Raw genomic sequence first — 26014 nt, forward strand, 5'->3', positions numbered from 1 at the left:
GCGGCTGTTATTCGCCGGCCGCCGCCGCTTTCTCCAGCGCCTGGGTCAGGTCCGCGATGATGTCTTCGGGCGCTTCCAGGCCGATGTGCAAACGCACCAGCGCGTTGTCGCCTTCGCCCCAATAGCGGTGTTTGGACAGGTCCTTGGGCGAGACCAGCTGCACCAGGCTTTCGTAGCCGCCCCACGAAAAGCCGATGCCGAACAAGGTCAGCGCGTCCACGAACACGCGCGCCGCCTTGGGCGACAGGCGCAGCTCGACAGACAGCATGCCGTTGGAGCCCGTGCAATCGCGCTGCCACAACGCATGGCCCGGATCTTCCGGCAGGGCAGGATGGAACAGGCGCACTGTTTCGGGGCGGCTCTTGAAGAATTCGCATACCTGCAACGCGTGCCGCGCGTGCTGCGCCATGCGGATCGGCATGGTGCGCACGCCACGCAGCGCCAGCCAGACATCGTCGGCGCTGACGGAATAGCCCATCGCGTACTGCGTGCGGTTCAGCTTCTTGGCGATGGCTGCGTCGTTCGTCACGACCGCGCCCAGCATCAGGTCGGAGTGCCCGCCCACATACTTCGTGCCGGCAATGACCGAGACCTGCGCCCCCAGCGTCAGCGGCCGATAGATATACCCGGAGCCCCAGGTGTTGTCGGTGGCCAGCACCAGATCGTGGCGTTGGGCGAAGGCGGCCATCGCGCCCATGTCCAGCATTTCGAACAGCAGCGAACCGGGCGATTCCACATACAGCAGCTTGGTATTGGGCCGCACCAACGCGTCCAGGTCGTCATCGGCCGCGAAGTAGGTGATCTCGATGTTCATGCGCTTGAGCACCGCGTCGTCCAGCTCGCGCATCGGGCCGTATACGCAATCGGAGATCAGCGCGTGATCGCCCGCCGAACACAGCGCCATCATGACCATGGTCATCGCGGACAGGCCCGACGAAGCCAGGTAGCAATGCGTGCCGCCTTCCAGCTGCGTGAAGACCTGTTCCAGGGCGGCGTGCGTATCCATGCCCATGCGGCCGTAGGTGGTGGCGCGGCCGCCTTCGGCCTTGCTGCGCTGCGCCTGCTCCAGGGCGGCCAGATTCTGAAACCGCACGGTGCTGGCGCGCATGGGCGGCAGCGGAACGGGCGCGGTGCCGGTCTGGGGGTCGAACGGGGCGGTGCCCGCGTGCTGCAATACCGTATCGATGTGTTTGGAAGTCATCTTCAAGGAAATGCTGGAGTAGTGGACAGGGCCGGACTCGGGCGAACAGGGTGAACCATATCAGGCGCGGGCGCGCCTGTCCTTAGCCCGTGACCCAGTTGACGGTTTCCGACAGGTCGGCGCGACGCGTGCGGTAGCTGTTGGCCGGATGGGAGGTATCGGCATAGCCGAATGAAATGCCGCAGACCACGCGCCGGTCGGGGCCGATGCCCAGAACGTCGCGCAGCACCTCGGGATACATCGCCAGCGACGCCTGCGCCACCGTGGCCACACCATTGGCCTGCGCGGCCAGCAGGAAGTTGGCGACATAGCCGCCGCAGTCCATTGCGCCGTATTCGCCCAGCGCTTCGTCGGTTGTGATGACGGCGACGTGCGGCGCGTCGAACAGCTGGAAGTTGCGCATTTCCTGGCGGCGGTAGGCGTCGCGGTCGCCGCGCGCAACGCCCACCGCGCCGTACAGCTGAAAGCCCGATTCGCGGCGGCGCGCCAGGTATTCGTTGCGATATTCGCGGGGGAAGGGGAAATCGGGGGCAAAGCCCGGCGCCTCGCCTGCCTGCTCGGCGCGCGCCCGCAGCGCGTCGCGCAAGCGATCGGTGCCCACGCCTTCGGTGATGGACACGCGCCAGGGTTGGCAGTTGCACCAGGACGCCGTGCGCTGGGCCAGCGTCAGGATGCGCTCGATGACGGCGCGCGGAACGGGCTTGGGCAGGAAGGCGCGGCAGCTGTGGCGAGCCAGCAGCAACGCGTGCAGCGCGGCGTCGGGTTGCGTTGCGTCGTCTTGCGCTTGCGGGGCGTGCGCGGCGTTTGTCGTCATGGCGTGTCTCGTTTGTCCTGGATGGTTGGGCAGGGCCGAACAACGGCGTATTTACCCTTATGATGCCATTTCCCCGCTTACCCGCGCCGCTACTCGACAGGCCACATCGTATGCTGCCCTTAGACACCCTCATCGCTTTTTTCGGCATCGCCGTGCTGCTGGCGCTCACGCCCGGGCCGGACAATCTGTTCGTGCTGATGCAGTCGGCCATCTGGGGACGCAAGGCCGGGATGCTGGTGGTGCTGGGGTTGTGCACCGGGCTGCTGGGCCATACCGCCGCCGTCGCGTTGGGCCTGGCCGCCGTGTTCGCCGCTTCGCCGCTGGCCTTCACCGCGCTCAAGCTGGCGGGCGCGGCGTACCTGGCCTACCTGGCGTGGCAGATCCTGCGCGCGCCCGTAGAGTCGGACCCCGGCAAGCGGCCGGAGCCGCTCAAGCCCAGCGCGCTGTATCGGCGCGGCATCGTCATGAACCTGACCAATCCCAAGGTGCTGCTGTTCTTCTTTGCCTTCCTGCCGCAATTCACCACGCCCGCGTTGGGCCCCGTCGGCTTGCAGGTCATGCAGCTGGGAGCCGTGTTCATGGTGTCGACGCTGCTGGTGTTTGGCGCCATCGCGTTTTTCTCCGGCGCGTTCGGCGAACTGCTGCAACGCTCGGTGACGGCCAAGCGTTGGCTCAACCGCATCGCCGCGCTGGTGTTCGTGGGCCTGGCCGTCAGGTTGGCCACCGCCTCGCGCTGACGGGTTCCGCCCGGAACCCGCCGCGCTGACCGATCACGCGGCCGTGAACCGCACGATGCCGTCCGCGCCCGTCGCGCGCTTGAGCTTGCCTTCGAAATAAAGCGCGTGCAGATGCGCCAGCGCCTCGCCCATGGCGAAGGTCAGCTGATGCAGGTCCAGCTTGCGTTTGAACAGCACGGGCACGATGTCGGAAGTGGATTGCGGCTGCGTCGCGCAGGCCTGGAGCACTTCGGCCAGACGATCGCGATGGTGCTCGTGCTGCTGGGCGATGCGCTCATGCAGGCCCTTGAACGGCCGGCCATGCGAGGGCAGCACCAGCGTGTCGCGGGGCAAGCCGTCATAACCATCCAGCGACCGCAGGTACAGCGGCAACGGATTCGCATCGGGCTCGTAATCGAACACGCTAACGTTGGTGGAAATGCGCGGCAAGACCATGTCGCCCGAGATCAGCACGTTCAGGTCGGCACAGAACAGCGAGGCATGTTCTGGCGCGTGGCCGTAACCGACGATCACGCGCCAGTCGTGCGCGCCGATGCGGATCTTGTCGCCGTGCATGATGCGCGTGTAGCGCGCGGGCACGGCCGGCACCAGGTTGGGGAAGTAGTTGGCGCGCTGGCGGATCTGCTCTTGCGCGTCCGGGTCGGTCAGGCCGTGGCGGGCGAAGTGGTCGACCGCGGATTGGCCACCGGGGCCGGCGCCGGCGTCATTGCGGCGCGACGACCACAGCGAAGCCACCATGAAGTCCGTCATCGTCATCCACAGGCGCGCGTTCCAGCGTTCGCACAACCAATGGGCTAGGCCGATGTGGTCTGGATGCATGTGCGTGACCAGCACGCGCAGCACGGGCAGACCTTCGAGTTCGTTGTTGAAAACGGATTCCCACAGATTCTTGACCTCGTCGCGCGAGATCCCGCAGTCGACGATGGTCCAGCCGTCCTGGCCGTCGATGCGGTCGCGCAGCAGCCAGAGGTTGATATGATCCAGCGCGAACGGCAGCGGCATCCGGATCCACTTGACGCCTTCCGCCACCACATGGGCACGGCCGGCTTCGGGCTGGAAGTCCGCCCAGGGGTACTGCAATTTCTGTTCGTTGGGGTTCATTGCCTCTTGCTCCACGCTTGACGTTCACGTCAAGTCATCATAATTTACGTTTACGTAAACTGCCACACGTCGCATGCCCTCGTCAACCTGGACCATCTCCGAGCTCGCCCGCGAGTTCGACGTCACGCCCCGCACGATCCGCTTCTACGAAGACCAGGGTATCGTCAGCCCGGCGCGCGAGGGGCGCAACCGCATCTTCGGCCCTCGCGACCGCACACGTTTGAAGCTGGCGTTGCGCGGCAAGCGGCTGGGCTTGCAGCTGTCGGAAATCCTGACGCTGATCGATATGTACGACGGCCCGGGCGATACCGAAGTGCAGTTGCGACAGTACCTGAGCGTGCTGGAACAGCACCGCGCGACGCTTGAGCAGCAGCGCCGCGATATCGAAGACACCTTGCAGGAAATTGCCCAGCAGGAACGCGAATGCCGCGTGTTGCTGGCGCAAAAGCCTTAAGGCCGCCATCGTGGCCGCCCTGCAAACCCTTGCGCTGTTCGTCCTGACGGCGCTGGCCGAAATCATCGGCTGCTACCTTCCGTACCTGTGGTTGCGCAAGGGCCATTCCGTCTGGCTGCTGTTGCCGGCCGCGGCCAGCCTGGCGCTGTTCGCCTGGTTGCTCACCCTGCACCCCACGGCGTCCGGACGCGTCTACGCGGCCTACGGCGGCGTGTATATCGGCATGGCGCTGCTGTGGTTATGGGCGGTCGATGGCGTGCGGCCCGCCCTGAGCGACTGGATCGGCGTGGGCCTGTGCCTGGCCGGCATGCTGGTGATCATGTTCGGACCTCGCTCCAGCTAGTCCGATGTGCGGCGGTTTGCAAGGTTCCGCCCAAAAATAAGATTTATCCAATATCTTTGCTCCCGACAGGAAGGCAAGATCGGCGATCGCCATCATCGGCGCATCGCAGTCGCGATTGCCCGAAGCGCTCGTGCGTCTTCCTTCGACTTGGTTCCGTGTCTTGCACGGGTTCCTGCGGCGGTGCGCACGACAGTGAATGGCGATGTCTCTGGCAACAGGATTCCTCATGCACACGATACGTCAGCACCCCATTCTTGATCGCCAACCGCAGCTGCGCGCCGCCGCGGACGCCGCCGGCTTTGAATGCCTGGACACGCGTTGGCGCGGCTTGTCGGCGATGTACCGTTTTCAGTGCAGCGTGGGCCATCAATTCGAGCGCACGCTGCAAACCTTCGGCCGCGCCAGCCAGGCCAAATGCCCGCTATGCGTGGCTCAGATCAACTTCACGCGCCTGGGCGAATTGGCGACGAAGAACGGCGTGACCTGCCTTGAGCCCGAGTGGCTGGGCTGGGACGTGCCGCACCGCTTCCAGTGCGAAGCCGGCCATGAATGGAACCGCAAGGGCAACAAGGCTTTGCAGCGCATTGGTTGCGCGGTCTGTGGCCGTGATGCAGGTTACCGGCGCAGGCGCGACGACCTGCTGTTGCGCATCCAGCAAACAGCGACAGCACGCGGCGGGCAGTGCCTGGACACCGTCAGTCCGCGCGGGCAAAAAACCTTCCAGTTCCGCTGCGGAGCGGGTCACGAATGGGAAGCGGCCGGCGCCGACGTGCTGCGGCGCACCTGGTGTCCCGAGTGCGCACGCTTGCGTAAAGTTGAAGGCTACCGGCATCCGGACGGCCTGGCGCGCCTGCAACGCAAGGCCAAGGAACGCGGTGGCGCATGTTTGTCGGATACCTATCACGGGCTGGGCGTGCGCTATGGGTTCCGCTGCGCCGATGGCCATGAATGGCAAACCACCGGGGGCAAGATCCTGCTGGGCAGTTGGTGCGGCGTCTGCGCCAACCTGAACAAGCGTCTGGGCATCGAGGCGGCGCATCAGGCGGCGCGTGAACGCGGCGGCGAATGCCTGACGTCCGTCTACCTCAACACCACCAAGAAAATGCACTGGCTATGCCATCGTGGCCATGACTGGCATGCGCCGTTTGCATCGATCCGCGCCGGCCATTGGTGCGCGCAATGCGCGCACATCGAGCGCATCACCAACGCAAAATCGCTGGCCGCAATGCGCTATCGGGTCAAGGGGCTGCCCGTCGATGACCGCGGGCTGCCCCACAAGCCGCGTCTTAGTCGGCCTTGATATTGCCTTCCTTGATGACGCGCGCGTTGTTGGCGAATTCGGCCTGCACCTGCTTGGCGAACGCGTCGCCAGACGCGGTGCCCGGTTGCAGGTACGACTTGGCCAAGAGGTCCTGGAAGTCGGCGCTGGCCACCGCGCGGGTCAGCGCGGCCAACAAGGGTTGGGACACGGTGGCCGGCAGGTTGGCGGGCGCGAACACACCGAAGTTCGAGTAGTACTGCGCCTCGGGCAGCTTCAGCTCGGCCATCGTCGGCACGTCAGGCCACGCAGCCAGGCGTTGCGGCGCCATCACGGCCAGCGGTTTGAGCGCGCCATTGGCCACGTGCGGCAACACCACGTCGCTGTTAACCACCAGCAGCTCGACCACGCCGCCCAGGCCGTCGGTCAGCGCCTGGCTGTTGCCCCGATAGGGCACGTGCAGCATCTGCGTGCCGGTCTGCTTGGTGACAGCAGCCATGCCGATGTGGGCGACGGTGCCCTGGCCCGGCGTACCGTAGCGCACGCCTTCCGGATGCGACTTGGCGTAGTCGATCAAACCCGCGAAGTCCTTGACCGGCAGCGCCTTGGTGGCAACGATGGCCACGGGCGCGACCGCCACGCTGGCCACCGGCGTCAGGTCTTTCATCGGGTCGTAGTTGGTCTTGGCCAGATGCGGGAAGATCGTCAGCGGGCTGGTCGAGGCCAGCAGCAACGTCGTGCCGTCGGGCTGGGCGCGCGCGACGAAGTCCGTGCCCACCGAGGCGCCAGCGCCCGGCTTGTTTTCAACGATGACGGTCACGTTGGTTTCTTTGCGCAACACGTCGCCCAGTCGGCGTCCGATGGCGTCGGCGCTGCCGCCTGCCGTATAGGGCACAACCAGCGTGACGGGTTTGGCGGGCCAGCCTTCGGCCATTGCGCCGCCTGCCATGATTGCCAGAGCCGCCCCCGCGGCCTGGATCAGCAAAGTCTTCTTTTTCATATCGTCCTAGTGATGTTGCGTAGCGCTGCGTTGGGTAAAGCGGAAAACGTGAAGCACATCAGGCGGTTGCGGCGCTGGTTTACGCCGCCAGATAGCGTTGCGCCAGGCGGACCCAGTACGACGCGCCCGCCGGAATCAAGGAATCGTTGAAGTCATAGCTGGCGTTGTGCAGCATGCACGGGCCCAGGCCGTGGCCGGCCATGCGGTGTTCGCCATCGCCATTGCCCAGGAACACGTAGCAGCCCGGCTTTTCCTGCAACAGGAAGGCGAAGTCCTCCGATGCCATGGCCGGTTCGATCGTCAACGCCCGTTCGTCGCCCACCACGTCGCGCATGACCTCCATGCAGAACTCGGTTTCGGCCACGGTGTTGACGAGCGCGGGGTAGCGGCGTTCGAAGAACACGTCGGCTTCGCAGCCATGTGCGGCGGCGATGTTGCCGGCGATTTCATTCATGCGGCGTTCGATCAGGTCGACGACCTCGGTGCGATACGCACGCACCGATCCGCCCAGCCACGCGCTGTTGGGAATCACGTTGATGACGCTGCCGCCCGCCTGCACCTGCGTGATCGACAGCACGGCCGCGTCCAGCGGGCGCTTGCTGCGCGTCAGGATGGTTTGCAGCGCCTGGCCGATGGCGAACAGCGCGGGCACGGGGTCGTTGCAGTCCTGCGGCGCGGCGGCGTGGCCGCCCTTGCCTTTGACCGTGATCTTGAAGCCGTTGGCCGCGGCCATCATCGGGCCCGCGCATACGCCAAATGCACCTGCCGGCAGGCCCGGCCAGTTGTGCATGCCGAACACGGCTTCACAGGGGAAGCGGGTGAACAGGCCATCCTGGATCATGGCGCGGCCACCCGCGCCGCCTTCCTCGGCCGGCTGGAAACACAGGTAGACCGTGCCGTCGAAGCCGCCCGCCGTTTGCAGATGCCGGGCCGCCGCCAGCAGCATGGCGGTATGGCCGTCGTGGCCGCAGCCGTGCATCTTGCCGTCGTGGCGCGAGCGGTGCTCGAACTGGTTCTCTTCCTGCATCGGCAACGCGTCCATGTCGGCGCGCAGCATGATGGCGCGGTCCGACGTCCCGCGCTTGATGACCCCGACCACCCCGGTCTTGGCAATGCCCGTGTGCGTCTCGATGCCCCATCCGCGCAGCGTGTCCGCCACGACTTTCGCCGTGCGGTGCTCTTCGTAGCAAAGCTCCGGGTGCATGTGGATATCGCGCCGCAGCGCCACAATTTCGTCCAGATTGGATAGTTCGAGCACGGCACACTCCGTATCGGTCAGGCAGATTTCAGGGACAGGGACGAATAGTAAACAGCGTTCTCCTCGGGGAAATGGACAATTTCCTAGGGATAACCCGACTCCAATTTACGTTTACGTAAACGTAATATTTGCGGTGCATCATTGCGTCGCGATGCCCGATCGGCGCATGATGAGCCACACGATGGCGGCCCGATGCCAGCCCCGGGCACCGATAAGAATGTAAGTACCCACTATCACGGAGACATCGATGAATCTTCCCGGCCTGAACTTCGACCTGGGCGAAGACCTGGACATGCTGCGCGACGCCGTGCGCAATTTCGCGCAGGCCGAGATCGCACCGCGCGCCGCCGAGGTGGACCGCAGCGACCAGTTTCCGATGGATCTCTGGCGCAAATTTGGCGAACTCGGCGTGCTCGGCATGACGGCCGACGAAGAATATGGCGGCGCCAACATGGGCTATCTGGCCCACATGGTGGCGATGGAAGAAATCTCGCGCGCCAGCGCCTCGGTCGGCCTGTCCTACGGCGCGCACTCCAACCTGTGCGTCAACCAGATCAACCGCAACGGCACCACGGCGCAAAAAGCCAAGTACCTGCCCAAGCTCATCTCCGGCGAACATGTGGGCGCGCTGGCCATGAGCGAACCCGGCGCCGGCTCGGACGTGGTCAGCATGAAGCTGCGCGCCGACAAGAAGGGCGACCGCTACGTGCTGAACGGCACCAAGATGTGGATCACCAACGGCCCCGACGCCGACACGCTGGTCGTCTACGCCAAGACCGATCCCGAGGCGCACCAGCGCGGCATCACCGCCTTCCTGGTCGAAAAGGGCTTCAAGGGTTTTTCGGTGGCGCAAAAGCTCGACAAGCTGGGCATGCGCGGCAGCCACACGGGCGAACTCGTGTTCCAGGATTGCGAGATCCCCGAAGAGAACGTGCTGGGCCAGGTCAACGGCGGCGTGAAGGTGCTGATGAGCGGGCTGGATTACGAACGCGCCGTGCTGTCTGGCGGGCCGCTGGGCATCATGCAGGCCGTGATGGACGTGGTGGTGCCGTACATCCACGACCGCAAGCAATTCGGCCAGGCCATCGGCGAATTCCAGCTGATCCAGGGCAAGGTCGCCGATCTGTACACCACGCTGCAAGCCAGCCGCGCCTTCTGCTATCAGGTCGGCAAGAACCTGGACAAGCTGGGCGCCGAACACGTGCGCCAGGTGCGCAAGGACTGCGCCGCACTGATCCTGTACACGGCCGAGAAAGCCACGTGGATGGCGGGCGAGGGCGTGCAGATCCTGGGCGGCAACGGCTACATCAATGAATACCCGGTGGGACGCCTGTGGCGCGACGCCAAGCTGTATGAGATCGGCGCGGGCACCAGCGAAATCCGCCGCATGCTGATCGGCCGCGAACTGTTCAACGAAACCGCCTGATCTGCCGGCCGAGCGCCCCGCCATGATCCGCATGTCCGACGTCCAGCACATCGAGCAGGCCCCCGCCCCGGGGCCTTCCGCGCTGGACGTGGCGCGGCTGATCCTGGCCGGCTTCGACCGCCACTACGCGCTGTTTCGCTACAGCGCGCAGCGGGCCAAGGCGCTGTTCGAATCGGGCGACTGGCACGGTATCCAGCACCTGTCGCGCGAACGCATCGAGTACTACGACATGCGCGTGCGCGAATGCGCAACGCAGCTGGAAAGCGTGCTGCGCGGTCGGCCCGAAGGCGCGCTGGGCGAAGCCCACGCCAATGGCAACGGCGCGGCGGCGCCCGCGCTGACCGACGCGCAAACGGCCTACTGGCAACAGATCAAGCAAGAGTTCGTGGGCCTGCTGGGCGCGCACCGCCAACCCGAATGCGCCGAGACCTTCTTCAATTCCGTGACGTGCCGGCTGCTGCACCGGGATTACTTCCACAACGACTTCCTCTTCGTCCGGCCGGCGGTTGCCACCGAATACCTGGACAGCAGCATGCCGTCGTATCGGGTCTACTACCCGGCCACCGACGGTCTGGAAAAAAGCCTGATCCGCATGGTGGCCGACTTCGGCCTGGCGCTGCCCTTCGAAGACCTGCCACGCGAAACGCGCATGCTGGCGCGCGCCGCCGTCTCGCAATTACGCACGCTGCTGCCGCGCCACGTCGGCCGTCGCATCGCCAGCGACTGCCAGATCCACGCGCTGGGCTCGCTGTTCTTTCGCAACAAAGGCGCCTACATCGTTGGCCGTCTCATCAACCAGACGACGGTCTATCCCTTTGCCGTAGCGCTGACGCGCAACCCGGCCGGGCAGGTCACGCTGGACGCGCTGCTGCTGGGCGCAGACGACCTGAGCACCTTGTTCAGCTTCACGCGCGCGTACTTCCTGGTGGACATGGAAACGCCCGCCGCCGTCGTGAACTTCCTGGCCAGCCTGTTGCCGCGCAAGCCCAAGGCCGAGCTTTACACCATGATCGGCCTGCAAAAGCAGGGCAAGACGCTGTTCTACCGCGACTTCCTGCACCACCTGGCCCATTCGCGCGACGCCTTCGACATCGCGCCCGGCATCAAGGGCATGGTGATGTGCGTGTTCACGCTGCCGTCCTACCCCTATGTGTTCAAGCTCATCAAGGACCGCATCGACAAAGACGGCATGGACCACGCCACCGTGCGACGCAAGTACCAGATGGTCAAGCTGCATGACCGCGTGGGCCGCATGGCCGATACCTGGGAGTATTCGCAGGTCGCCTTGCCGCGCAGCCGTTTCGCGCCCGCGCTGCTGGACGAACTGCGCCGCCTGGTGCCCAGCCTGATCGAAGAGACCAGCGACACGGTCGTCATCCGCCACGTCTACATCGAACGGCGGATGACGCCGCTGAACATCTACCTGCGCCAGGCGTCCGACGCACTGCTGGAGCCCGCCGTGCGTGAATACGGCGACGCCATCCGCCAGCTTGCCGCCGCCAATATCTTCCCTGGCGACATGCTCTACAAGAACTTCGGCGTCACGCGCCTGGGCCGCGTCGTCTTTTATGACTACGACGAAATCCAGCGCATGACCGAGATGAATTTCCGGCGCATCCCGCCGGCCCCCAACGAAGAAGCGGAAATGGCGTCGGAACCCTGGTACGCCATCGGACCGAACGACGTATTCCCCGAAGAATTCGGCCGCTTCCTGCTGGGCGACGCGCGCGTGCGCGGCGCCTTCATGCGTCACCATGCCGACTTGCTTGAGCCGGACTGGTGGCAGGCCTGTCGCGCGCAGGTGGCGCAAGGCCGTATTGAAGAATTTTTCCCTTACGATACGGACAGACGCCTGCGTCCGGCACGCCTTTCTGGCGACCGCGCAGTGCCGACACCCAGACGCTGTCCCGACCCTCACAGGAGTTAGTCATGTCAGATCCCATCGTTATCGTTTCCATCGCCCGCACGCCCATGGGCGGCATGCTGGGCAGCCTGTCCGGCCTGGCCGCGCACGAGCTGGGCTCGGTCGCCATCAAGGCGGCCATCGAACGCGCCGGCATCAAGCCGGACCAGGTCGATGAAGTCATCATGGGCAACGTGCTGCAAGCCGGCCAGGGCCAGGCCCCCGCGCGCCAGGCCGCGCTGGGCGCAGGCCTGCCGCTGGGCGTGGCATGCACCACCGTTCACAAGGTGTGCGGTTCGGGCCTGAAAGCCGCCATGTTCGGCCACGACCTCTTGGCTGCCGGCAGCGCGAACGTCGTTGTCGCGGGCGGCCAGGAAAGCATGAGCAACGCGCCGTACCTGCTGCTCAAGGCGCGCCAGGGCTATCGCTTCGGCCACAACACCGTGTATGACCACATGGCGCTGGACGGCCTGGAAGACGCCTACGACAAGGGCAAAGCCATGGGCGTGTTCGCCGAGGACTGCGCCGCCAAATATGAATTCACGCGCGAACAGCAGGACGAGTTCTCGCTGGAATCGCTGCGCCGCGCCCGCGCCGCCACCGAAGACGGCAGCTTCAAGTGGGAAATCGCGCCCGTCACGGTCGCCGGCCGCAAGGGCGACACCGTGATCGACACCGACGAAGCGCCCACCAAGGCCATGCCGGAAAAGATCCCGACGCTCAAGCCCGCCTTCAAGAAGGACGGCACCATCACCGCCGCCAACTCGTCGTCGATCTCCGACGGCGCCGCCGCGATGGTGCTGATGCGCGCCTCCACCGCCGAGAAGCTCGGCGTGAAGCCCTTGGCCCGCATCGTGGCTCACAGCCAGCACTCGCAAGAGCCGGGCTGGTTCACCACCGCCCCGGTCGGCGCGCTGAAGAACCTGTTCGCCAAGACCGGCTGGAAGGCCGAAGACGTGGACCTGTACGAAATCAACGAAGCCTTCGCGGTGGTCACCATGGCCGCCATGAATGACTTCAAGCTGCCGCACGACAAGGTCAACGTCCACGGCGGCGCCACCGCGCTGGGCCACCCGATCGGCGCATCGGGCGCGCGCCTGATGGCCACGCTGGTCGGCGCGCTGCGCAAGACCGGCGGCAAGCGCGGCGTCGCCACGCTTTGCATCGGCGGCGGCGAAGCCGTGGCGATGGCGATCGAAATGGTCTAAGCAAGTGCCTGGAAGACGGATTCCCCGTCCGTCTTCCAGCATGGTTTTTCGCTGCGCCTGTCGAACCGGGCTGGCGCGGGCGACGCGGTCGCGCCCCTGCCACGAAAGGCGCAACGAAAACCCATATCGACAAGAATGCCCGGCCCACCGGGCAGCGAGACAAACCGCTCGACGAGCGCCTTCAAATTCCAATCACGCAGGACGGGTGGAACCCCATGCCCATCATCGAATCCCGCATCAATCCGCGGTCGCAGGACTACACCGATAATGCTCGCGCCATGCAGGCGCAGCTGGATGATCTGAATCAGAAACTGGCGCAAACCGCGCTGGGCGGCAGCGAAGCCGCGCGCGCCAAGCACGTGGCGCGCGGCAAGCTGCTGCCGCGCGACCGCGTCGAAAACCTGATCGATCCGGGCACGCCGTTCCTGGAACTGTCGCCCATGGCGGCGCATGGCATGTACGACGGCGATGCGCCCGGCGCGGGCGTCATCACCGGCATCGGCCGCGTGTCGGGCACCGAATGCGTCATCGTCTGCAACGACGCCACCGTCAAGGGCGGCACGTACTACCCGATGACCGTCAAGAAGCATCTGCGCGCGCAGGAGATCGCGGCGCAGAATCATCTGCCCTGCGTGTACCTGGTGGATTCGGGCGGCGCCAACCTGCCGCAGCAAGACGAAGTCTTCCCCGACCGCGAACACTTCGGCCGCATCTTCTACAACCAGGCGCAGATGTCGGCGCAGGGCATTTCGCAGATCGCCGTGGTGATGGGTTCGTGCACCGCAGGCGGTGCCTACGTGCCCGCCATGAGCGATGAATCCATCATCGTGAAGAACCAGGGCACGATCTTCCTGGGCGGCCCGCCGCTGGTCAAGGCCGCCACCGGCGAAGAAGTCAGCGCCGAAGACCTGGGCGGCGGCGACGTACACACGCGCTTGTCCGGCGTGGTGGACCACCTGGCCGCCAACGACATGCACGCGCTGCAACTGGCGCGCAACGCCGTCGCGCGCCTGAACCGCAAGAAGCCGCAGCAACTGGCCACCATCGCGCCGCGCGAGCCGCGCTACGACCCCAGTGAATTGAACGGCATCATTCCCGCCGACACGCGCAAGCCCTACGACGTGCGCGAAGTCATCGCGCGCATCGTGGACGGCTCGGAATTTGACGAATTCAAGGCGCGCTTCGGCCCCACGCTGGTCACCGGCTTTGCGCACATCCAGGGCATGCCGGTAGGCATCGTGGCCAACAACGGCATCCTGTTTTCCGAGTCGGCGCAAAAGGGCGCGCACTTCATCGAACTGTGCGCGCAGCGCAAGATTCCGCTGGTGTTCCTGCAGAACATCACCGGCTTCATGGTCGGCCGCAAATACGAAAACGAAGGCATCGCGCGCCACGGCGCCAAGATGGTGACGGCGGTGGCGACCGCCGCCGTGCCCAAGTTCACCGTGCTGATTGGCGGCTCGTTCGGTGCGGGCAACTACGGCATGTGCGGCCGCGCCTATTCGCCGCGCATGCTGTTCATGTGGCCCAACGCCCGCATCTCGGTGATGGGTGGCGAGCAGGCCGCCAGCGTGCTGGCCACCGTCAAGCGCGATGGCATCGAAGCGCGCGGCGGCAAGTGGAGCCCGGAAGAAGAGGCGGCGTTCAAGGCGCCGATCCGTGAACAGTACGAGCACGAAGGCCACCCTTACTACGCCACCGCGCGGCTCTGGGACGATGGCATCATCGCGCCCGCCGACACCCGCCGCGTGCTGGGACTGGCGTTGTCGGCGGCGCTGAACGCGCCCATCGAAGACACCCGGTTCGGCGTGTTCCGCATGTAGGCCCCGCGCCGCAGCGACGCAGGTCCAGAAGAATTACAGCCAGGAAGACATACATGTTCGACACTTTGCTGATTGCCAATCGCGGCGAAATCGCCTGCCGCGTCGCCGCCACCGCCCGCCGCATGGGCATCCGCACCGTCGCCGTCTATTCGGACGCGGACGCCAACGCGCGCCACGTGGCCGCCTGCGATCAGGCCGTGTACATCGGCGGATCGGAACCGCGCGCCAGCTATCTGCGCGCCGACGCCATCCTGCAAGCCGCGCGCGACACCGGCGCGGGCGCCATCCACCCCGGATATGGCTTCCTGTCGGAAAACGAAGCCTTCGCCGAAGCCGCCGAAAAGGCCGGCATCGCCTTCGTGGGCCCCCCCGCTTCCGCCATTGCCGCGATGGGCAGCAAGTCCGCCGCCAAATCCCTGATGGAAAAGGCCGGCGTGCCGCTGGTGCCCGGCTATCACGGCGACAACCAGGACCCGCAGTTCCTCAAGGCCCAGGCCGACGGCATCGGCTATCCCGTGCTCATCAAAGCCAGCGCGGGCGGCGGCGGCAAGGGCATGCGCGTGGTGGAATCGTCGGGTGCGTTCCTGGATGCATTGGCCTCATGCCAGCGCGAAGCCGCATCCAGCTTTGGCGATGATCGGGTGCTGATCGAGCGCTACCTGCAAAAGCCGCGCCATATCGAAATCCAGGTGTTCGCGGACACGCAAGGCAACTGCGTCTATCTGTTCGAACGCGATTGCTCCGTGCAACGCCGCCATCAGAAAGTCATCGAAGAAGCGCCGGCGCCCGGCATGACCGAAGAGCGCCGCCGCGCCATGGGCGAGGCCGCCGTGGCCGCCGCGCGCGCCGTGGGCTACGTGGGCGCGGGCACGGTGGAATTCATCGCCGAGCCGGATGGACGCTTCTACTTCATGGAGATGAACACGCGCCTGCAAGTGGAACACCCCGTCACGGAAATGATCACGGGCCACGATCTGGTCGAATGGCAGTTGCGCGTGGCGGCCGGCCAGCCGCTGCCCGCGCGTCAGGAAGACCTGCGCATCAACGGCCACGCCATCGAGGCCCGCATCTACGCCGAGAACCCTGAAAAGGGCTTCCTGCCTTCCATCGGCACGCTGGCCTACCTAGGCCTGCCGCCGCACACGGCATTCGCCAACGCCGACATCCGCGTCGATGGCGGCGTGCGCACGGGCGATACGATCACGCCGTTCTACGACCCCATGATCGCCAAGCTGATCGTGCATGGCGCCGACCGCGATCAGGCCCGCCAGCGCATGCTGCAAGCGCTGGCGCAGACCCAAGCCGTCGGCGTGCAGACCAACGTGGCCTTCCTGTCGCGCCTGATGAAAGACAGCGCGTTTGCCGCCGCCGACCTGGACACCGGCCTCATCGAGCGCCAGCGCGCCACGCTGCTGCCCGAGCCGCAGGCCGCCAACCCCGCCACGCTGGCACTGGCAGCGGCCGCCGTGCTGGTGCGCCAGGGCCTGGCCCAGCCCGGCACGCAGTCCGCTGGCAAAGGCCCCGCCGATCCCTGGGACGCGCGCGACGGCTGGCGTCTGGGCAACCAGTACCAGCGCCATCTGCAATGGGTGGACAACGGCGAAACGCGGCGCGTCACCGTGTCGCGCCAAGGTGGCGCGTGGACGCTGGACACGGGCGCGGGCCCGCAACCGTTTCTGTGGCGCTCGCACGCCAGCGCAAATCCGAACCTGGCCTACGGCCTGCGCATTACGCTGGCTGGCCATGAGAGCGCCGGCACCGTCGTGCTGCACGCCGACCGCGCCCACGTCTTCGGCGATGACGGCGTGCACGTGCTGGAGCTGTACGACCCCCTCGCGCATGCCCAGGACACGCAGGGCGAGCACGGCGGCGGCCTGACCGCGCCGATGCCGGGCAAGATCATCTCGATCTCGGTCAAGGCGGGCGACACCGTCGAAAAGGGGCAGCCATTGCTGGTGATGGAAGCCATGAAAATGGAGCACACGATTTCCGCCCCCGGCGACGGCAAGGTCGAAGAAGTGTTCTATGGCGTGGGCGATCAGGTCACCGAAGGCGCGGAGCTTGTGTCGATCGCAGCGTAGGCGCTGGCCTTTGCGCGCCGTCGCAGTCGCGGCGGCGCGTGCTGATGGCGGAGCGTAGGGCGTCGCGAAAATTGCGCTACGGTCGTTGCATCGCACTCGTTGCACTACAGCCGTCGCATCGCTGTCGTCGCGCCAGGGTCGTCGCGCCACGTTTTCAGCGCATCGCCCCCGCCCCATCACCCCACCGGCCGGCGCTTTAGTATCGCGTCAGCCAGCTGTCACTAGAATGTGCGTTCCGGCGCCGTCCGAGCGCCTGCCGCGCACGCCCTCATGCCCGCCGCCGATTCCCCCAGTCCGCTTACCCGCCCACCTTTCCTGCACTTCCTGTTCGCACGCATCAGCGCGTCGTTGGCGTTCCAGATCGTCTCCGTGGCGGTGGGGTGGCAGATCTACGCGCTGTCCGGCAGCGCCATGGACCTGGGCCTGATCGGCCTGGCGCAGTTCCTGCCCATGGCTGCGCTGACACTGGTGGTGGGCCACGTCGCCGACCGCTACGACCGCCGCAAGATCGTCGCCGTCTGCATGGCGCTGGAAACGCTGGCCACGCTGGTGCTGGCCATTGCCGCGCTGCATGGCGTCGGCGGCAAGACGCTGATCTACGCCACCATCATCATCATGAGTTCGGCGCGCGCGTTCGAAGCGCCCACCTTGTCCACGTTGATTCCCGCCGTGGTGCCGCGCGAATGGCTGCCGCGCGCCACCGCGCTGGCCTCATCGGGCGGGCAGATCGCACAGATCGCCGGCCCCGCGCTGGGCGGCATCGGCTACAGCCTGGGCGCGGGATGGATCTACTGCGTGGCGGCCGCCTTGTACCTGACGGCCTTTGCATCGATCGCCACGCTGGTCATCGAACGCGCTTTGCCGCGCAAAGAACCCACGACGTGGCGCACGCTGTTTGCCGGCATCACCTTCATCTTTCAGCGTCGCCTGCTGCTGGGCACCTTGTCGCTGGATCTGTTCGCGGTGCTGCTGGGCGGCGCAACGGCCTTGCTGCCGCTGTTCGCAAAAGACATCCTGAACGCCGGCCCCTGGGCCCTGGGCGCGTTGCGCGCCGCGCCTGCCTGCGGCGCGGCCTTGATGTCGCTGACACTGGCGCGATTGAGCCTGGGCGAAAACGTGGGGCGGTTGCTGTTCGGCTCGCTGATCGTATTCGGCCTGGCGACCACGGTGTTCGGCTTGTCCACGTCGATTCCGCTGTCGGTGGCTGCGCTGGTGGTGCTGGGCGCGGCCGATGCGGTCAGTGTCGTGGTGCGGTCCTCGCTGGTGCAGCTGAACACGCCCGACCATATGCTGGGCCGCGTCAGCGCCGTGAACACGCTGTTTGTCGGGGCGTCGAACCAACTGGGCGAGTTTGAATCGGGCCTGACCGCCGAACTGTTCGGCGCGGTGCCCGCGGTCGTACTGGGCGGCATGGGCACCATCGCGGTGGCCGGTCTGTGGATGCGCTGGTTCCCGGAATTGAGAAGGTTGAAGACGCTGCACGGCCACGAATCGGCGCAGACCTGAGGGCCGCCTGCGGCAACAAGGTAGACTGACCGCCTCTTTCCCTTGTTTTGAGTCCATCCATGCTTGTCAAAGCCCTGCGTGTCGGCCTGGGTCAACTGATCGTGATTGGCGACGCGTTGACCCGTCCGCGCCCGCAACAGCGTTCTGCCCAAGGCCAGGCTGCCGTCAACGCGCAAGCCGCCGCGCTGTCCCTCTATCAATTCCAGGCCTGCCCCTTCTGCGTGAAGACGCGTCGCGCGATGCATCGCCTGAACGTGCCCGTAACGCTGCACGACGCCAAGAACGACCCCGAGGCGCGTGAACAATTGCTGGCTGGCGGCGGCAAGATCAAGGTGCCGTGCCTGCGTATCGAAGATGCGGACGGCACGCGCTGGATGTATGAATCCAGCGAAATCATCAAGTACCTGGACCAGCGCTTCGCCAGCGTAGCCTGAGTCGGCCGTCGCTGGCCGCGATGGGCTGGCGGATACGAACAGTCGTGACTGGCGGCGCGCGTCTTGCACGCCCGCCTGCCGCGCGCAGCTCCGTCGGCAGAACTACCTGCGTTCCGCCCGAATCACATTCGGCGTTGCCTTGTCGGCGGGCTCGACCAGCATCGTCGGCGCGCGATACTCCAGGCGCTGCAACGCCGCCTCAAGCCTGGGCATATTGAAGCTGGCGGCGCTGCGTGCCTGCCGGAAATCCTGGAGGCTGGCGGGCAAGCGCTGCACGATCAGAGATTGCAGCCCGCAGAGTCTTTCGCCCGCCCAATAGCCGCACATATCCGTGCGCATGACCGGTTGCCCGTCCTGCAACACGAAGCCGTCGGTCAGCACCACATCACCCTTGCTCAAGGTGATCGAGGCGACAGGCGCAAAAGACAGCTCGACATCCATGCCCGGCACCTCTTGCCGTTCCGCCGCGCCAGCAGCGACCGCGCGTTGGCCGTTCAACTCCCAGCGCAAGGCCTTCGCCGCCTCGTCGCAACCATTACCCAGCCGCATCATCATCATGCAGCCCTGGCCCAAGCCGTCGCTCGTGTCTTCTTCCTGCTTCGGCGCGGAGTCGATCTTTTTGAAATCGAAGTCGGCACGCTCGCGCAGCGAGGCGTAGGCCATTTCCCTTTTCATATCCAGCACTTCCAGATCCGCATCCAGCTTGGGCAGGTCAGTGCGCCGTTGTTGGTACGTGATGCGCGTCAGCTGATATTCGCCCGGCCATACCGGGATCACCTGATACGTCACCGCGCCACGCGTCGTCTGGAAGATCGGCCCGATGTCGGTCTTGTTGAACCTGTGCTCGCCCGGCCCTGCGCTAATCCCGAAATCGGCTTCGGTCTTGTCCTGCCAGCGCATCAGCACGCTGCCTTGCCGAGCGAACTTGTCGCGCACGGCGGGGTCATCAAAGTCGCGCCCGGCCTGGGCGTCCAGGTTGACGGTCGGGATCACCACGAGCGCCATTCCCTGTAGCGCGTCGCCCAGCAACGCATCGCCGTTCGTCCGTAGCCGCTCGGCCCGCTCGGCTTCGACGCCGGAAAGCTTAGGGGCCTCTGGTGGCGTCGCGAGGGCAACGGCAGGCAACAGGAATCCCATCAGGCACACGCGAGCAAGCACGGTGGATAGCGGCATCGTTCTTTGTTCCTTGTTCTGATTGATAAAAGGGGTCGGCGTCGAAATCGACTCTGCATGATATCCCGATGCCTTCCCGCCCCTGCGGCATGGCGCTTGCTGCGTGATCGGTTTGGCGGGCGCAGCCCCGGCCCGCCGCGTATCGCTTGCACGGGGCCCTGCACAGGGAGCAATCATGGCAACACTCAACGAAATGAACGTCGCAATTCTGGCCGTCGACGGATTCGAGCAGGTAGAACTGACCGGTCCGCGCGACCGACTGCAAGCCGAAGGGGCTCGCACGGTGCTGGTGTCAGCGCGCAATGAACCGATCCTGGGCATGCATCACGACAAGCCCGGCGACCGCTTTCCGGTGGATCTGACATTCGCACAGGCCGAAGCCGAACCCGGCGTTTTCGACGGACTGCTGCTGCCCGGCGGCGTTATGAACAGTGATGAGATTCGCATGCACCCGAAAGCGCAAGCGCTAGTGCGCGCCATGTTCGATGCCGGCAAACCCGTGGCCGTGATCTGCCACGGCGGCTGGCTGCTGGTGTCCTCGGGCGTGGTGCGTGGCCGCACCATGACAAGCTGGCCGTCTCTTCAAGATGACCTGCGTAATGCCGGGGCCAAGTGGGTGGATCAGGAAGTGGTCGTGGATGACGCGCTGGTATCGAGCCGCAAGCCCGACGACATTCCCGCGTTCAGCGATGCGTTCATCAAGGTCTTGCAAGGCGCCAAGCGCTGACGCGGCCTCGGCCAGACCAGGCACTTAACGCAGATCGCCCACGTTGAGCGTGCGGGCGTTGCACGCCTGCACCAGCTCGTGATCGTGACTGGCGAACAGCACTACGCGGTCTCGCGCCCAAAGGGTGAACGTCTCGGCCAACACGGCGCGCGCCTGGGCGTCCAGGCCGCTGCTGGGGCCATCCGCGATTACGACCGACGGCGCGCCCAGCGCGGCGGCCGTCAGGTACACCTTGCGCCGCGTACCCGTGGACATCTGTTCGAAGCGCTTGTCCAGGTGCGGTTCCAGACCCAGGCGAAACGCCAGGTCCAGCACGCTGTCGTCCAGGACGACGTTTTTTTCGGCTGCCGCTTTCAACAGGAATTCGTGGCCGGTCTGCGTGGGGAACATCATGCAGTTGTCGGGCACATAGGCCAGGCGCGACCGGGCTTGCAGCGGCGCTTGCGCCAGGGAATGCCCGTCGATCCAGACCTCGCCCTCATCGGCGGGGACCACGCCTGCGATGATGCCCAGCAAGCTGGATTTGCCGGTGCTGTCCTCTTCACAGAGCGCCATGCAGCCCGGCTCGAAGGTGTGAGTCAGGCCCTGGAATACAAGGTAGTCGCCGTAGCGCTTGCTGAGATGGTCGATGCGTAGCATGGCGGCAAGTTTGCCAGAGGTGGCGGCGTTCGACCAGATGCCGCTGCCCCGCGCCATGCGCCGGCATCAGGTGCGTTTGCCGATGCCGGGCGGCACCACGCCGCGACGCTCGATTGGTGTGGAGAAGACGATGGACGTGCGGGTTTCACCGTAGCCGTTGATTGTGCCGATAAAGCGCTCCAGGTCGGCCAGCCCAGTTGCCACCACAGTCATCATGTAGGAATCCGCCCCCGCCACGTGATGGCATTCGAGCACTTCGGGCGCTTGACGCAGTCGGTCCAGCAGCGCCTTCTTGCCCGGCTGCGTCGCCGTGATGCCGACGATGGCTTTCACGGGATATCCCGTCTTCACAGCGTCTACCTCAACCGCGAAGCGCTGCACGATACCCGCTTCCTGCAAGCGCTTGAGCCGTTCCGCCGTCGCCGCCACCGACAAGCCCGCCGCTTGCGCCAGCGCCTTCAAGGGCGCGCGCGCGTCCGTTTGCAGCGCGCGCAGCAGACGCCATGCGATGTCATCGAGTTCGCCTTTATCCATTCTTGCCCCAGCCGGTATGCACAAGAAAAATCAACATGGAAATCGAATTGCAGAAGAAGAATGTACTGTATCGAAGGTGATGACGAATTCGATAATTTGAGCTCTTCAACGCAAAGGGCTTGAGCGGCATGTTCGATATCCAGCACTACGGCAGCTTCATCGTCGCCATCCTGATATTCCAGGCCGTGCCGGGCGCAGGCACGATCGCCATCCTTGAGGCCACGGCGCGCAATGGCAAACGCGCCGGCATGGCCGCCGTGACGGGTACGCTGATCGGCGACTTCCTGTTCATGGTCGCGGCCGCAGCCGGCCTGGCCGCCCTCATGCAGGCGCATCCGCTGATCTTCCAGGCCCTGCAATGGTCCGGCGTCGCCTACCTACTTTGGTTGGGCGTGCAGCTGCTGCGTTCGCGACCCGGCGCAGACGGCGTGGAGCCGGTGCGCGATGCTTCCCCGTGGCGGATCTTGCGCCGCGCATTGCTGGTAAGCCTGACCAACCCAAAGGTCATGCTGTTTTTCGTCGCCTTCTTTCCCTTGTTCCTGACGCCGCAAGCCTCGACCGCAACGCTCTGGGCGATGATGCTGCACGTGACCGTTCTCAGCCTGCTTTACCAATCGGCTTTGGTGCTGATCGGCAACCTGGTAGCGCGGCGTTGCGTGGCGTTTGTCGGAGCTCGAACCGTGGCGACGCGGCTTGCCGGACTGGCGCTGATCGGCTTGAGCATCAAGCTCGCGGCAGACGTGCGATAACTCCATCGGTATTGGAAGCCAACTGCGGTGTGCGACCCACTAGAATGCCGACATCGTGTTTCCCGTCGGATGGGTTTCCATGATGATCCGATCTTCCCCGACGCGCATGCGGACCAGCACCGCGTCTCGCCCCCCAGACAACATCAGCACCCCCACAATGAAGCCGACCACGCCCCCTCCCGCTCCTTTTGAAGATGCCGTGACGTTTCAGTTCGGCGATTCCCCCGAGCTTGCCGACGCGCTGCTGGCGCTGGTCCTGGCCGGGACCAAGACGGCCACTTGCGGCGCCTTGCACCACTTCAACGACGACGAGCCAGTGCCACAAGCTGGGCGGCGCGATGTGGTACTGGACGGGAAGGGCCGCCCCGCCTGCGTCATCGAAACGACCAGCATATTGATCCAGCGCTTCGATCAGGTCGACGAAGCGTTCGCCGTCGCGGAAGGGGAGGGCCCGTTCCCCGTCTGGCGCGACGAACATATTGCATACTTCGAGCGCAACGGTGGCTATGCGCCGGACATGCTGCTGGTATGCGAACGGTTTCGCGTCGTCCATATTTTTGACCGGCAAGCCTCCTGATACGCGTCGTCGCGGCACGCGTTTGTCGCGCCACCCTCGATAACCAAGGTGGACCAATGGCATTTCACGAGATCAGAGATATGCAGCGTACTCACGAGGCATCAAGAACCGTGCCGCTGTCGGCCCGCCTGGCTCTTGCATTGGGCTTTGCCGTCTTGCTCGGCGCTTGCTCAATGTCGCCCAGCATGTGCGACGCATTCGGTCCCGAAAAAAACGCAACGGTCGCGGTGCCGCAGAACGCCTCGGTCGAAGCCGTATTCGCCTGCATCGATCAGGCCAGCGCCGCCAGCAACGACAGTGGTTCGCCATACGACACCGGATACGCCATCCGCGACACGCATTCCGGCGTCCTGGAGTCGCAACACTACAGCACGCCCAACACGGCCGGCTTCCGCCTCAGAGCCGAGATGTCGAAGAAGACGTCCACGTTGAAGCTATCGTTGCGCGGCGCGGGCGCTTATTGCGCGGATCTGGGCGTGGACAAGGAAATGTCCCGGCTGACGTCGGCCATCGGCAGTTGCCTTCAGCATTGACGGCCGCATCGATCCGCTACAACGACTCCAGGCGATTGGGGTCGAATGGCCATTGATGGATCTTGTTTTCGGTGCACTGAACGACGATCTTGCTGCGCTGGCTTCTGCCGATATCGTTGAGCTTGATGTCGGCATTACATACCGGGCAGCTTCCGCCTATCGTCGTGACATACACGCTACCCGACCGATCGGCTTCGACGTTGATCAGGTTCACCAATCGGACGAAGCGCCTTTTGAGCAGGCTACGCCCAACAGAAAATGCGATCGCGCTGGGAATGACGAACCAGAACCACCACACGCCCCACTTGAAGGCGACTTCACCAACAGTCATCGCCAGCCCGGCCAGGCCAAACGCGGCCAACCACCAACGCTTCAATGGCCGGCCGCCCAATGCAATCGGAATGACGTCCGTGCGAACCAGCGTCGGCCGATCCCAGCCGCCCTCTTTGGAGAGCGGCTTTTTATATTCCGGGGCAAGCGGCTTGCTCTCGGTGCCGAAACCGAACGGAGTCGGCGGCGCCTTTGTTTCGCTGGAAATGCCGGAGAGGGTCTTGGTGCATTCGTCGCAAAGACGGCCACGACCGCGATGCGCCGCCCCACAAGTTTCACAGTGCACGCGCGCTACCTCGTGAATGATGACGACGGGCGAAAGGATACATCTGATTGGCGGCTGGCGCGTGCGGGCTTGGGAAGGCGCAGGCCTTGAATTGAAGGCGCGGTATGCCGGCCAAGTTTTCTTCTGGCTAGAAATAATAAATGCGCGATATTAACCACGCACTTGCCGGTGACGACTGCGTCACGGATTGGTTTGATATCGCAGTGTATATTCGGCAACTTCGCCTTCCGGCAGCGTATTCAGATCAACGCTTGCACACGAACACGGGGCGCTGAAATCTCCGTGCCATTTCGTTCCAATGCGCATCGACATTCCTAAAACTAGAAGAGACACTCATGAACAAAGCACTGTCGCACCTCGGCACCGCCCTTATTGCATTGGCCGTCTTGGGAGCCGCTCCCGCAGCGGCTCAAAGCCTTACGATGCCCCAAAAAAATGCGGTTCGCTCGGCGCAGCAGTACCTCAGCATGCAGGGTTTCTCTCGTGACGGGTTGATTGAACAACTGTCGTCCGATTTTGGCGACGGCTACAGCGTCGCAGATGCGACCGTGGCGGTGGATAGCCTCAAGGCAGACTGGAACAAGCAGGCCGAAAGATCGGCGAAACAATACGTCAGCATGATGGGATTTTCGTGTAAAGGTTTGATCGAACAGCTCTCGTCGAGCGTCAGTGATAAATACACTCACAGTCAGGCAACCCATGGCGCGCGTGCGGCAGGCGCGTGCTGAGGACGCAAAGGATTTTTTGACGCCCCAATCCGGCTTGCAACGATTGCCTGAAACCCTATTTTCCAGACTGACTCGAAATGCCCATTAATCACTCCATCTGGCTTGTCGGCGAACAGCCGGCATTGTTATCTCGTACCCGGCTCGCTAGCGAACAGCAGCTTGAAGAAATGATCCTCCAGGATGCCAGGATCTTATCCAACGATTGGATGCTGATCGGTCGTCAGGAAGCCACTGCGCACGGAGGTCGCATCGACTTACTGGCCATCGCACCTGATGGATCGCTGGTACTCATCGAGCTGAAACGGAATCGAACGCCGCGTGAAATCGTGGCGCAAGCGCTGGACTACGCATCCTGGGTCGAAGAGCTCACGCCGGACCGCGTCGCTCAGATCTATCAACGTTTCTCCGACGGCAAGGCGTTGGATGAAGCCTTCCAGCAGAGGTTTGGCGTTGAATTGGATGATGAGACACTGAACCAGTCCCATCAGATCATCATCGTGGCCGCGGAGTTGGATCCGGCAACCGAACGCATCATCAGCTATCTGAACGCCCGCGACATTGCGATAAACGCTGTCTTCTTTCAGGTTTTCGCGCATGGCGACGACAAGTTGTTAAGTCGTGCATGGCTTATTGACCCGAGCGAAACGCAGGCGAACGTTGCCTCTACGGCTGCCGCAAATGGCGAAAAAGAGCCTTGGAACGGCGAGTTCTATGTCTCTTACGGGAACAGGGATTGGGAAGACGCGCGCCGATTCGGCTTTATCAGTGGCGGTGGCGGTAGCTGGTATAGCCAGACCTTGAAACTGCTGTCTCCCGGCGATCGAGTCTGGGTCAAGATTCCGAAAAAGGGTTATGTCGGGGTCGGCACCGTGGTGGAACCGGTGCAATCGATCAATGACTTCAATGTTCAAACCGAAACAGGGGAAGAACCTGCCTTGCACGTTCTCAAAGATGCCGACAAATACGGCGTAAGGGCGAGCGACCCTGATCGCGCTGAGTACTTCGTGCGGGTGAAGTGGCTGCACACCGTCTCGGAGAGCGAGGCGATAAATGAAGTCGGACTTTTCGGAAATCAAAATACTGTTTGTCAGCCGACAACGCCAAAATGGCGGCACACGGTCGATCGTCTGAAGCGCAGCTTTCACAACTGGGCGTCTTGATCGACCTCGACGATCAAAGTCCAATCATCAT

Annotated in this window: 26 protein-coding genes; 17 read left to right on the forward strand and 9 right to left on the reverse strand. The window is 64.5% G+C overall.

Features of this window, described 5'->3' with window-relative positions:
- Window positions 1–7: 7 nt before the first annotated feature.
- The gene (metC, locus tag API01S_RS22330) at window positions 8–1201 is read right to left on the reverse strand and encodes a cystathionine beta-lyase (protein ID WP_061306175.1); all 1194 of its coding nucleotides are present in this window, start codon (window positions 1199–1201) and stop codon (window positions 8–10) included.
- Between the two features lie 82 nt (window positions 1202–1283).
- Entirely contained in the window at window positions 1284–2015 is a 732-nt protein-coding gene (locus tag API01S_RS22335) for a nitroreductase (RefSeq protein WP_061306176.1), read from the reverse strand.
- Window positions 2016–2125: 110 nt separating this feature from the next.
- Between API01S_RS22335 and API01S_RS22340 the strand changes: the two genes are divergently transcribed.
- The gene (locus tag API01S_RS22340) at window positions 2126–2752 is read left to right on the forward strand and encodes a LysE family translocator (protein ID WP_061306177.1); all 627 of its coding nucleotides are present in this window, start codon (window positions 2126–2128) and stop codon (window positions 2750–2752) included.
- A gap of 33 nt (window positions 2753–2785) precedes the next feature.
- Here the strand turns inward: API01S_RS22340 and API01S_RS22345 are convergent, their stop codons facing one another.
- On the reverse strand, window positions 2786–3853 hold the full coding sequence (locus tag API01S_RS22345) for an MBL fold metallo-hydrolase (RefSeq protein WP_050728291.1): 1068 nt from the start codon (window positions 3851–3853) through the stop codon (window positions 2786–2788).
- Window positions 3854–3926: 73 nt separating this feature from the next.
- Here API01S_RS22345 and API01S_RS22350 point away from each other — a divergent pair, with 73 nt between their 5' ends.
- From API01S_RS22350 to API01S_RS22360, 3 genes are all read left to right on the forward strand, one after another.
- Entirely contained in the window at window positions 3927–4307 is a 381-nt protein-coding gene (locus API01S_RS22350; RefSeq protein ID WP_006216751.1) for a MerR family transcriptional regulator, read from the forward strand.
- Between the two features lie 10 nt (window positions 4308–4317).
- Window positions 4318–4650 (forward strand): YnfA family protein, encoded by a 333-nt coding sequence (locus API01S_RS22355; RefSeq protein ID WP_174544687.1) that lies wholly within the window; start codon window positions 4318–4320, stop codon window positions 4648–4650.
- A 226-nt stretch (window positions 4651–4876) separates the two neighbouring features.
- Window positions 4877–5950 carry a hypothetical protein gene (locus tag API01S_RS22360; protein WP_061306178.1) on the forward strand — a complete coding sequence of 358 codons (1074 nt, stop codon included), beginning with the start codon at window positions 4877–4879 and terminating at the stop codon, window positions 5948–5950.
- Here API01S_RS22360 and API01S_RS22365 read toward each other — a convergent pair.
- Together API01S_RS22365 and API01S_RS22370 are read right to left on the reverse strand one after the other, a co-directional pair.
- Window positions 5937–6908 (reverse strand): Bug family tripartite tricarboxylate transporter substrate binding protein, encoded by a 972-nt coding sequence (locus API01S_RS22365; RefSeq protein WP_061306179.1) that lies wholly within the window; start codon window positions 6906–6908, stop codon window positions 5937–5939. The genes API01S_RS22360 and API01S_RS22365 overlap by 14 nt on opposite strands.
- A 79-nt stretch (window positions 6909–6987) precedes the next feature.
- Window positions 6988–8166, reverse strand: coding sequence for a M20 aminoacylase family protein (locus API01S_RS22370; protein ID WP_050728294.1), 1179 nt, complete (start codon window positions 8164–8166; stop codon window positions 6988–6990).
- A 247-nt stretch (window positions 8167–8413) separates the two neighbouring features.
- Here API01S_RS22370 and API01S_RS22375 point away from each other — a divergent pair, with 247 nt between their 5' ends.
- The 7 genes from API01S_RS22375 (at window position 8414) to API01S_RS22405 (ending at window position 18547) form a co-directional block, all read left to right on the forward strand.
- Window positions 8414–9592, forward strand: coding sequence for an isovaleryl-CoA dehydrogenase (locus API01S_RS22375; protein WP_006216745.1), 1179 nt, complete (start codon window positions 8414–8416; stop codon window positions 9590–9592).
- 22 nt (window positions 9593–9614) lie between these two features.
- Window positions 9615–11519: a bifunctional isocitrate dehydrogenase kinase/phosphatase gene (aceK, locus tag API01S_RS22380; protein WP_061306180.1), complete on the forward strand. Its 1905-nt coding sequence runs from the start codon at window positions 9615–9617 to the stop codon at window positions 11517–11519.
- Window positions 11520–11521: 2 nt separating this feature from the next.
- Complete coding sequence (locus API01S_RS22385) at window positions 11522–12703, forward strand: acetyl-CoA C-acetyltransferase (protein WP_061306181.1); 1182 nt, start codon at window positions 11522–11524, stop codon at window positions 12701–12703.
- Window positions 12704–12918: 215 nt separating this feature from the next.
- A complete protein-coding gene (locus API01S_RS22390; protein WP_061306182.1) occupies window positions 12919–14526 on the forward strand; it encodes a carboxyl transferase domain-containing protein in 1608 nt (535 codons plus the stop codon).
- Window positions 14527–14579: 53 nt separating this feature from the next.
- Window positions 14580–16607, forward strand: a complete 2028-nt coding sequence (locus API01S_RS22395) for an acetyl-CoA carboxylase biotin carboxylase subunit (protein ID WP_061306183.1) — start codon at window positions 14580–14582, stop codon at window positions 16605–16607.
- Between the two features lie 270 nt (window positions 16608–16877).
- Window positions 16878–18113, forward strand: coding sequence for an MFS transporter (locus API01S_RS22400; protein ID WP_006216739.1), 1236 nt, complete (start codon window positions 16878–16880; stop codon window positions 18111–18113).
- 59 nt (window positions 18114–18172) lie between these two features.
- Window positions 18173–18547 carry a glutaredoxin family protein gene (locus API01S_RS22405; RefSeq protein WP_061306184.1) on the forward strand — a complete coding sequence of 125 codons (375 nt, stop codon included), beginning with the start codon at window positions 18173–18175 and terminating at the stop codon, window positions 18545–18547.
- Window positions 18548–18649: 102 nt separating this feature from the next.
- Here the strand turns inward: API01S_RS22405 and API01S_RS22410 are convergent, their stop codons facing one another.
- Window positions 18650–19897 (reverse strand): hypothetical protein, encoded by a 1248-nt coding sequence (locus tag API01S_RS22410; RefSeq protein WP_254598430.1) that lies wholly within the window; start codon window positions 19895–19897, stop codon window positions 18650–18652.
- On the opposite strand from API01S_RS22410, the gene API01S_RS22415 reads away from it, so the two are divergent.
- A complete protein-coding gene (locus API01S_RS22415; RefSeq protein WP_061306186.1) occupies window positions 19896–20447 on the forward strand; it encodes a type 1 glutamine amidotransferase domain-containing protein in 552 nt (183 codons plus the stop codon). The genes API01S_RS22410 and API01S_RS22415 overlap by 2 nt on opposite strands.
- 24 nt (window positions 20448–20471) lie before the next feature.
- Here the strand turns inward: API01S_RS22415 and API01S_RS22420 are convergent, their stop codons facing one another.
- Window positions 20472–21086, reverse strand: a complete 615-nt coding sequence (locus API01S_RS22420) for an ABC transporter ATP-binding protein (protein ID WP_061306219.1) — start codon at window positions 21084–21086, stop codon at window positions 20472–20474.
- A gap of 66 nt (window positions 21087–21152) precedes the next feature.
- Window positions 21153–21620 carry an Lrp/AsnC family transcriptional regulator gene (locus API01S_RS22425; RefSeq protein WP_006216733.1) on the reverse strand — a complete coding sequence of 156 codons (468 nt, stop codon included), beginning with the start codon at window positions 21618–21620 and terminating at the stop codon, window positions 21153–21155.
- Between the two features lie 128 nt (window positions 21621–21748).
- Here API01S_RS22425 and API01S_RS22430 point away from each other — a divergent pair, with 128 nt between their 5' ends.
- The 3 genes from API01S_RS22430 to API01S_RS22440 all read left to right on the forward strand — a co-directional run bounded on the left by API01S_RS22430 (window position 21749) and on the right by API01S_RS22440 (window position 23479).
- Window positions 21749–22369, forward strand: a complete 621-nt coding sequence (locus tag API01S_RS22430; protein WP_061306187.1) for a LysE family translocator — start codon at window positions 21749–21751, stop codon at window positions 22367–22369.
- A 157-nt stretch (window positions 22370–22526) separates the two neighbouring features.
- A complete protein-coding gene (locus API01S_RS22435; protein WP_006216730.1) occupies window positions 22527–22946 on the forward strand; it encodes an ASCH domain-containing protein in 420 nt (139 codons plus the stop codon).
- An 80-nt stretch (window positions 22947–23026) separates the two neighbouring features.
- The gene (locus API01S_RS22440; protein WP_061306188.1) at window positions 23027–23479 is read left to right on the forward strand and encodes a hypothetical protein; all 453 of its coding nucleotides are present in this window, start codon (window positions 23027–23029) and stop codon (window positions 23477–23479) included.
- A 16-nt stretch (window positions 23480–23495) separates the two neighbouring features.
- On the opposite strand, the gene API01S_RS29230 is transcribed toward API01S_RS22440, so the two are convergent.
- Window positions 23496–24095: a hypothetical protein gene (locus tag API01S_RS29230; protein ID WP_156487156.1), complete on the reverse strand. Its 600-nt coding sequence runs from the start codon at window positions 24093–24095 to the stop codon at window positions 23496–23498.
- A gap of 335 nt (window positions 24096–24430) precedes the next feature.
- On the opposite strand from API01S_RS29230, the gene API01S_RS22450 reads away from it, so the two are divergent.
- Both API01S_RS22450 and API01S_RS22455 read left to right on the forward strand, forming a co-directional pair.
- Complete coding sequence (locus API01S_RS22450) at window positions 24431–24823, forward strand: Ltp family lipoprotein (RefSeq protein ID WP_006216725.1); 393 nt, start codon at window positions 24431–24433, stop codon at window positions 24821–24823.
- A 77-nt stretch (window positions 24824–24900) separates the two neighbouring features.
- Window positions 24901–25983: an endonuclease NucS domain-containing protein gene (locus tag API01S_RS22455; protein ID WP_050728308.1), complete on the forward strand. Its 1083-nt coding sequence runs from the start codon at window positions 24901–24903 to the stop codon at window positions 25981–25983.
- Window positions 25984–26014: the final 31 nt, after the last annotated feature.

Source organism: Achromobacter piechaudii NBRC 102461 (assembly GCF_001571245.1).
Lineage (GTDB): Bacteria > Pseudomonadota > Gammaproteobacteria > Burkholderiales > Burkholderiaceae_B > Achromobacter > Achromobacter piechaudii.

Coding starts and splice junctions, on each gene's coding strand:
- metC (WP_061306175.1), bottom strand. CDS start 1,201: ATGACTTCCAAACACATCGATACGGTATTGCAGCACGCGGGCACCGCC.
- API01S_RS22335 (WP_061306176.1), bottom strand. CDS start 2,015: ATGACGACAAACGCCGCGCACGCCCCGCAAGCGCAAGACGACGCAACG.
- API01S_RS22340 (WP_061306177.1), top strand. CDS start 2,126: ATGCTGCCCTTAGACACCCTCATCGCTTTTTTCGGCATCGCCGTGCTG.
- API01S_RS22345 (WP_050728291.1), bottom strand. CDS start 3,853: ATGAACCCCAACGAACAGAAATTGCAGTACCCCTGGGCGGACTTCCAG.
- API01S_RS22350 (WP_006216751.1), top strand. CDS start 3,927: ATGCCCTCGTCAACCTGGACCATCTCCGAGCTCGCCCGCGAGTTCGAC.
- API01S_RS22360 (WP_061306178.1), top strand. CDS start 4,877: ATGCACACGATACGTCAGCACCCCATTCTTGATCGCCAACCGCAGCTG.
- API01S_RS22365 (WP_061306179.1), bottom strand. CDS start 6,908: ATGAAAAAGAAGACTTTGCTGATCCAGGCCGCGGGGGCGGCTCTGGCA.
- API01S_RS22375 (WP_006216745.1), top strand. CDS start 8,414: ATGAATCTTCCCGGCCTGAACTTCGACCTGGGCGAAGACCTGGACATG.
- aceK (WP_061306180.1), top strand. CDS start 9,615: ATGATCCGCATGTCCGACGTCCAGCACATCGAGCAGGCCCCCGCCCCG.
- API01S_RS22385 (WP_061306181.1), top strand. CDS start 11,522: ATGTCAGATCCCATCGTTATCGTTTCCATCGCCCGCACGCCCATGGGC.
- API01S_RS22390 (WP_061306182.1), top strand. CDS start 12,919: ATGCCCATCATCGAATCCCGCATCAATCCGCGGTCGCAGGACTACACC.
- API01S_RS22395 (WP_061306183.1), top strand. CDS start 14,580: ATGTTCGACACTTTGCTGATTGCCAATCGCGGCGAAATCGCCTGCCGC.
- API01S_RS22400 (WP_006216739.1), top strand. CDS start 16,878: ATGCCCGCCGCCGATTCCCCCAGTCCGCTTACCCGCCCACCTTTCCTG.
- API01S_RS22405 (WP_061306184.1), top strand. CDS start 18,173: ATGCTTGTCAAAGCCCTGCGTGTCGGCCTGGGTCAACTGATCGTGATT.
- API01S_RS22415 (WP_061306186.1), top strand. CDS start 19,896: ATGGCAACACTCAACGAAATGAACGTCGCAATTCTGGCCGTCGACGGA.
- API01S_RS22410 (WP_254598430.1), bottom strand. CDS start 19,897: ATGATTGCTCCCTGTGCAGGGCCCCGTGCAAGCGATACGCGGCGGGCC.
- API01S_RS22420 (WP_061306219.1), bottom strand. CDS start 21,086: ATGCTACGCATCGACCATCTCAGCAAGCGCTACGGCGACTACCTTGTA.
- API01S_RS22425 (WP_006216733.1), bottom strand. CDS start 21,620: ATGGATAAAGGCGAACTCGATGACATCGCATGGCGTCTGCTGCGCGCG.
- API01S_RS22430 (WP_061306187.1), top strand. CDS start 21,749: ATGTTCGATATCCAGCACTACGGCAGCTTCATCGTCGCCATCCTGATA.
- API01S_RS22435 (WP_006216730.1), top strand. CDS start 22,527: ATGAAGCCGACCACGCCCCCTCCCGCTCCTTTTGAAGATGCCGTGACG.
- API01S_RS22440 (WP_061306188.1), top strand. CDS start 23,027: ATGCAGCGTACTCACGAGGCATCAAGAACCGTGCCGCTGTCGGCCCGC.
- API01S_RS22450 (WP_006216725.1), top strand. CDS start 24,431: ATGAACAAAGCACTGTCGCACCTCGGCACCGCCCTTATTGCATTGGCC.
- API01S_RS22455 (WP_050728308.1), top strand. CDS start 24,901: ATGCCCATTAATCACTCCATCTGGCTTGTCGGCGAACAGCCGGCATTG.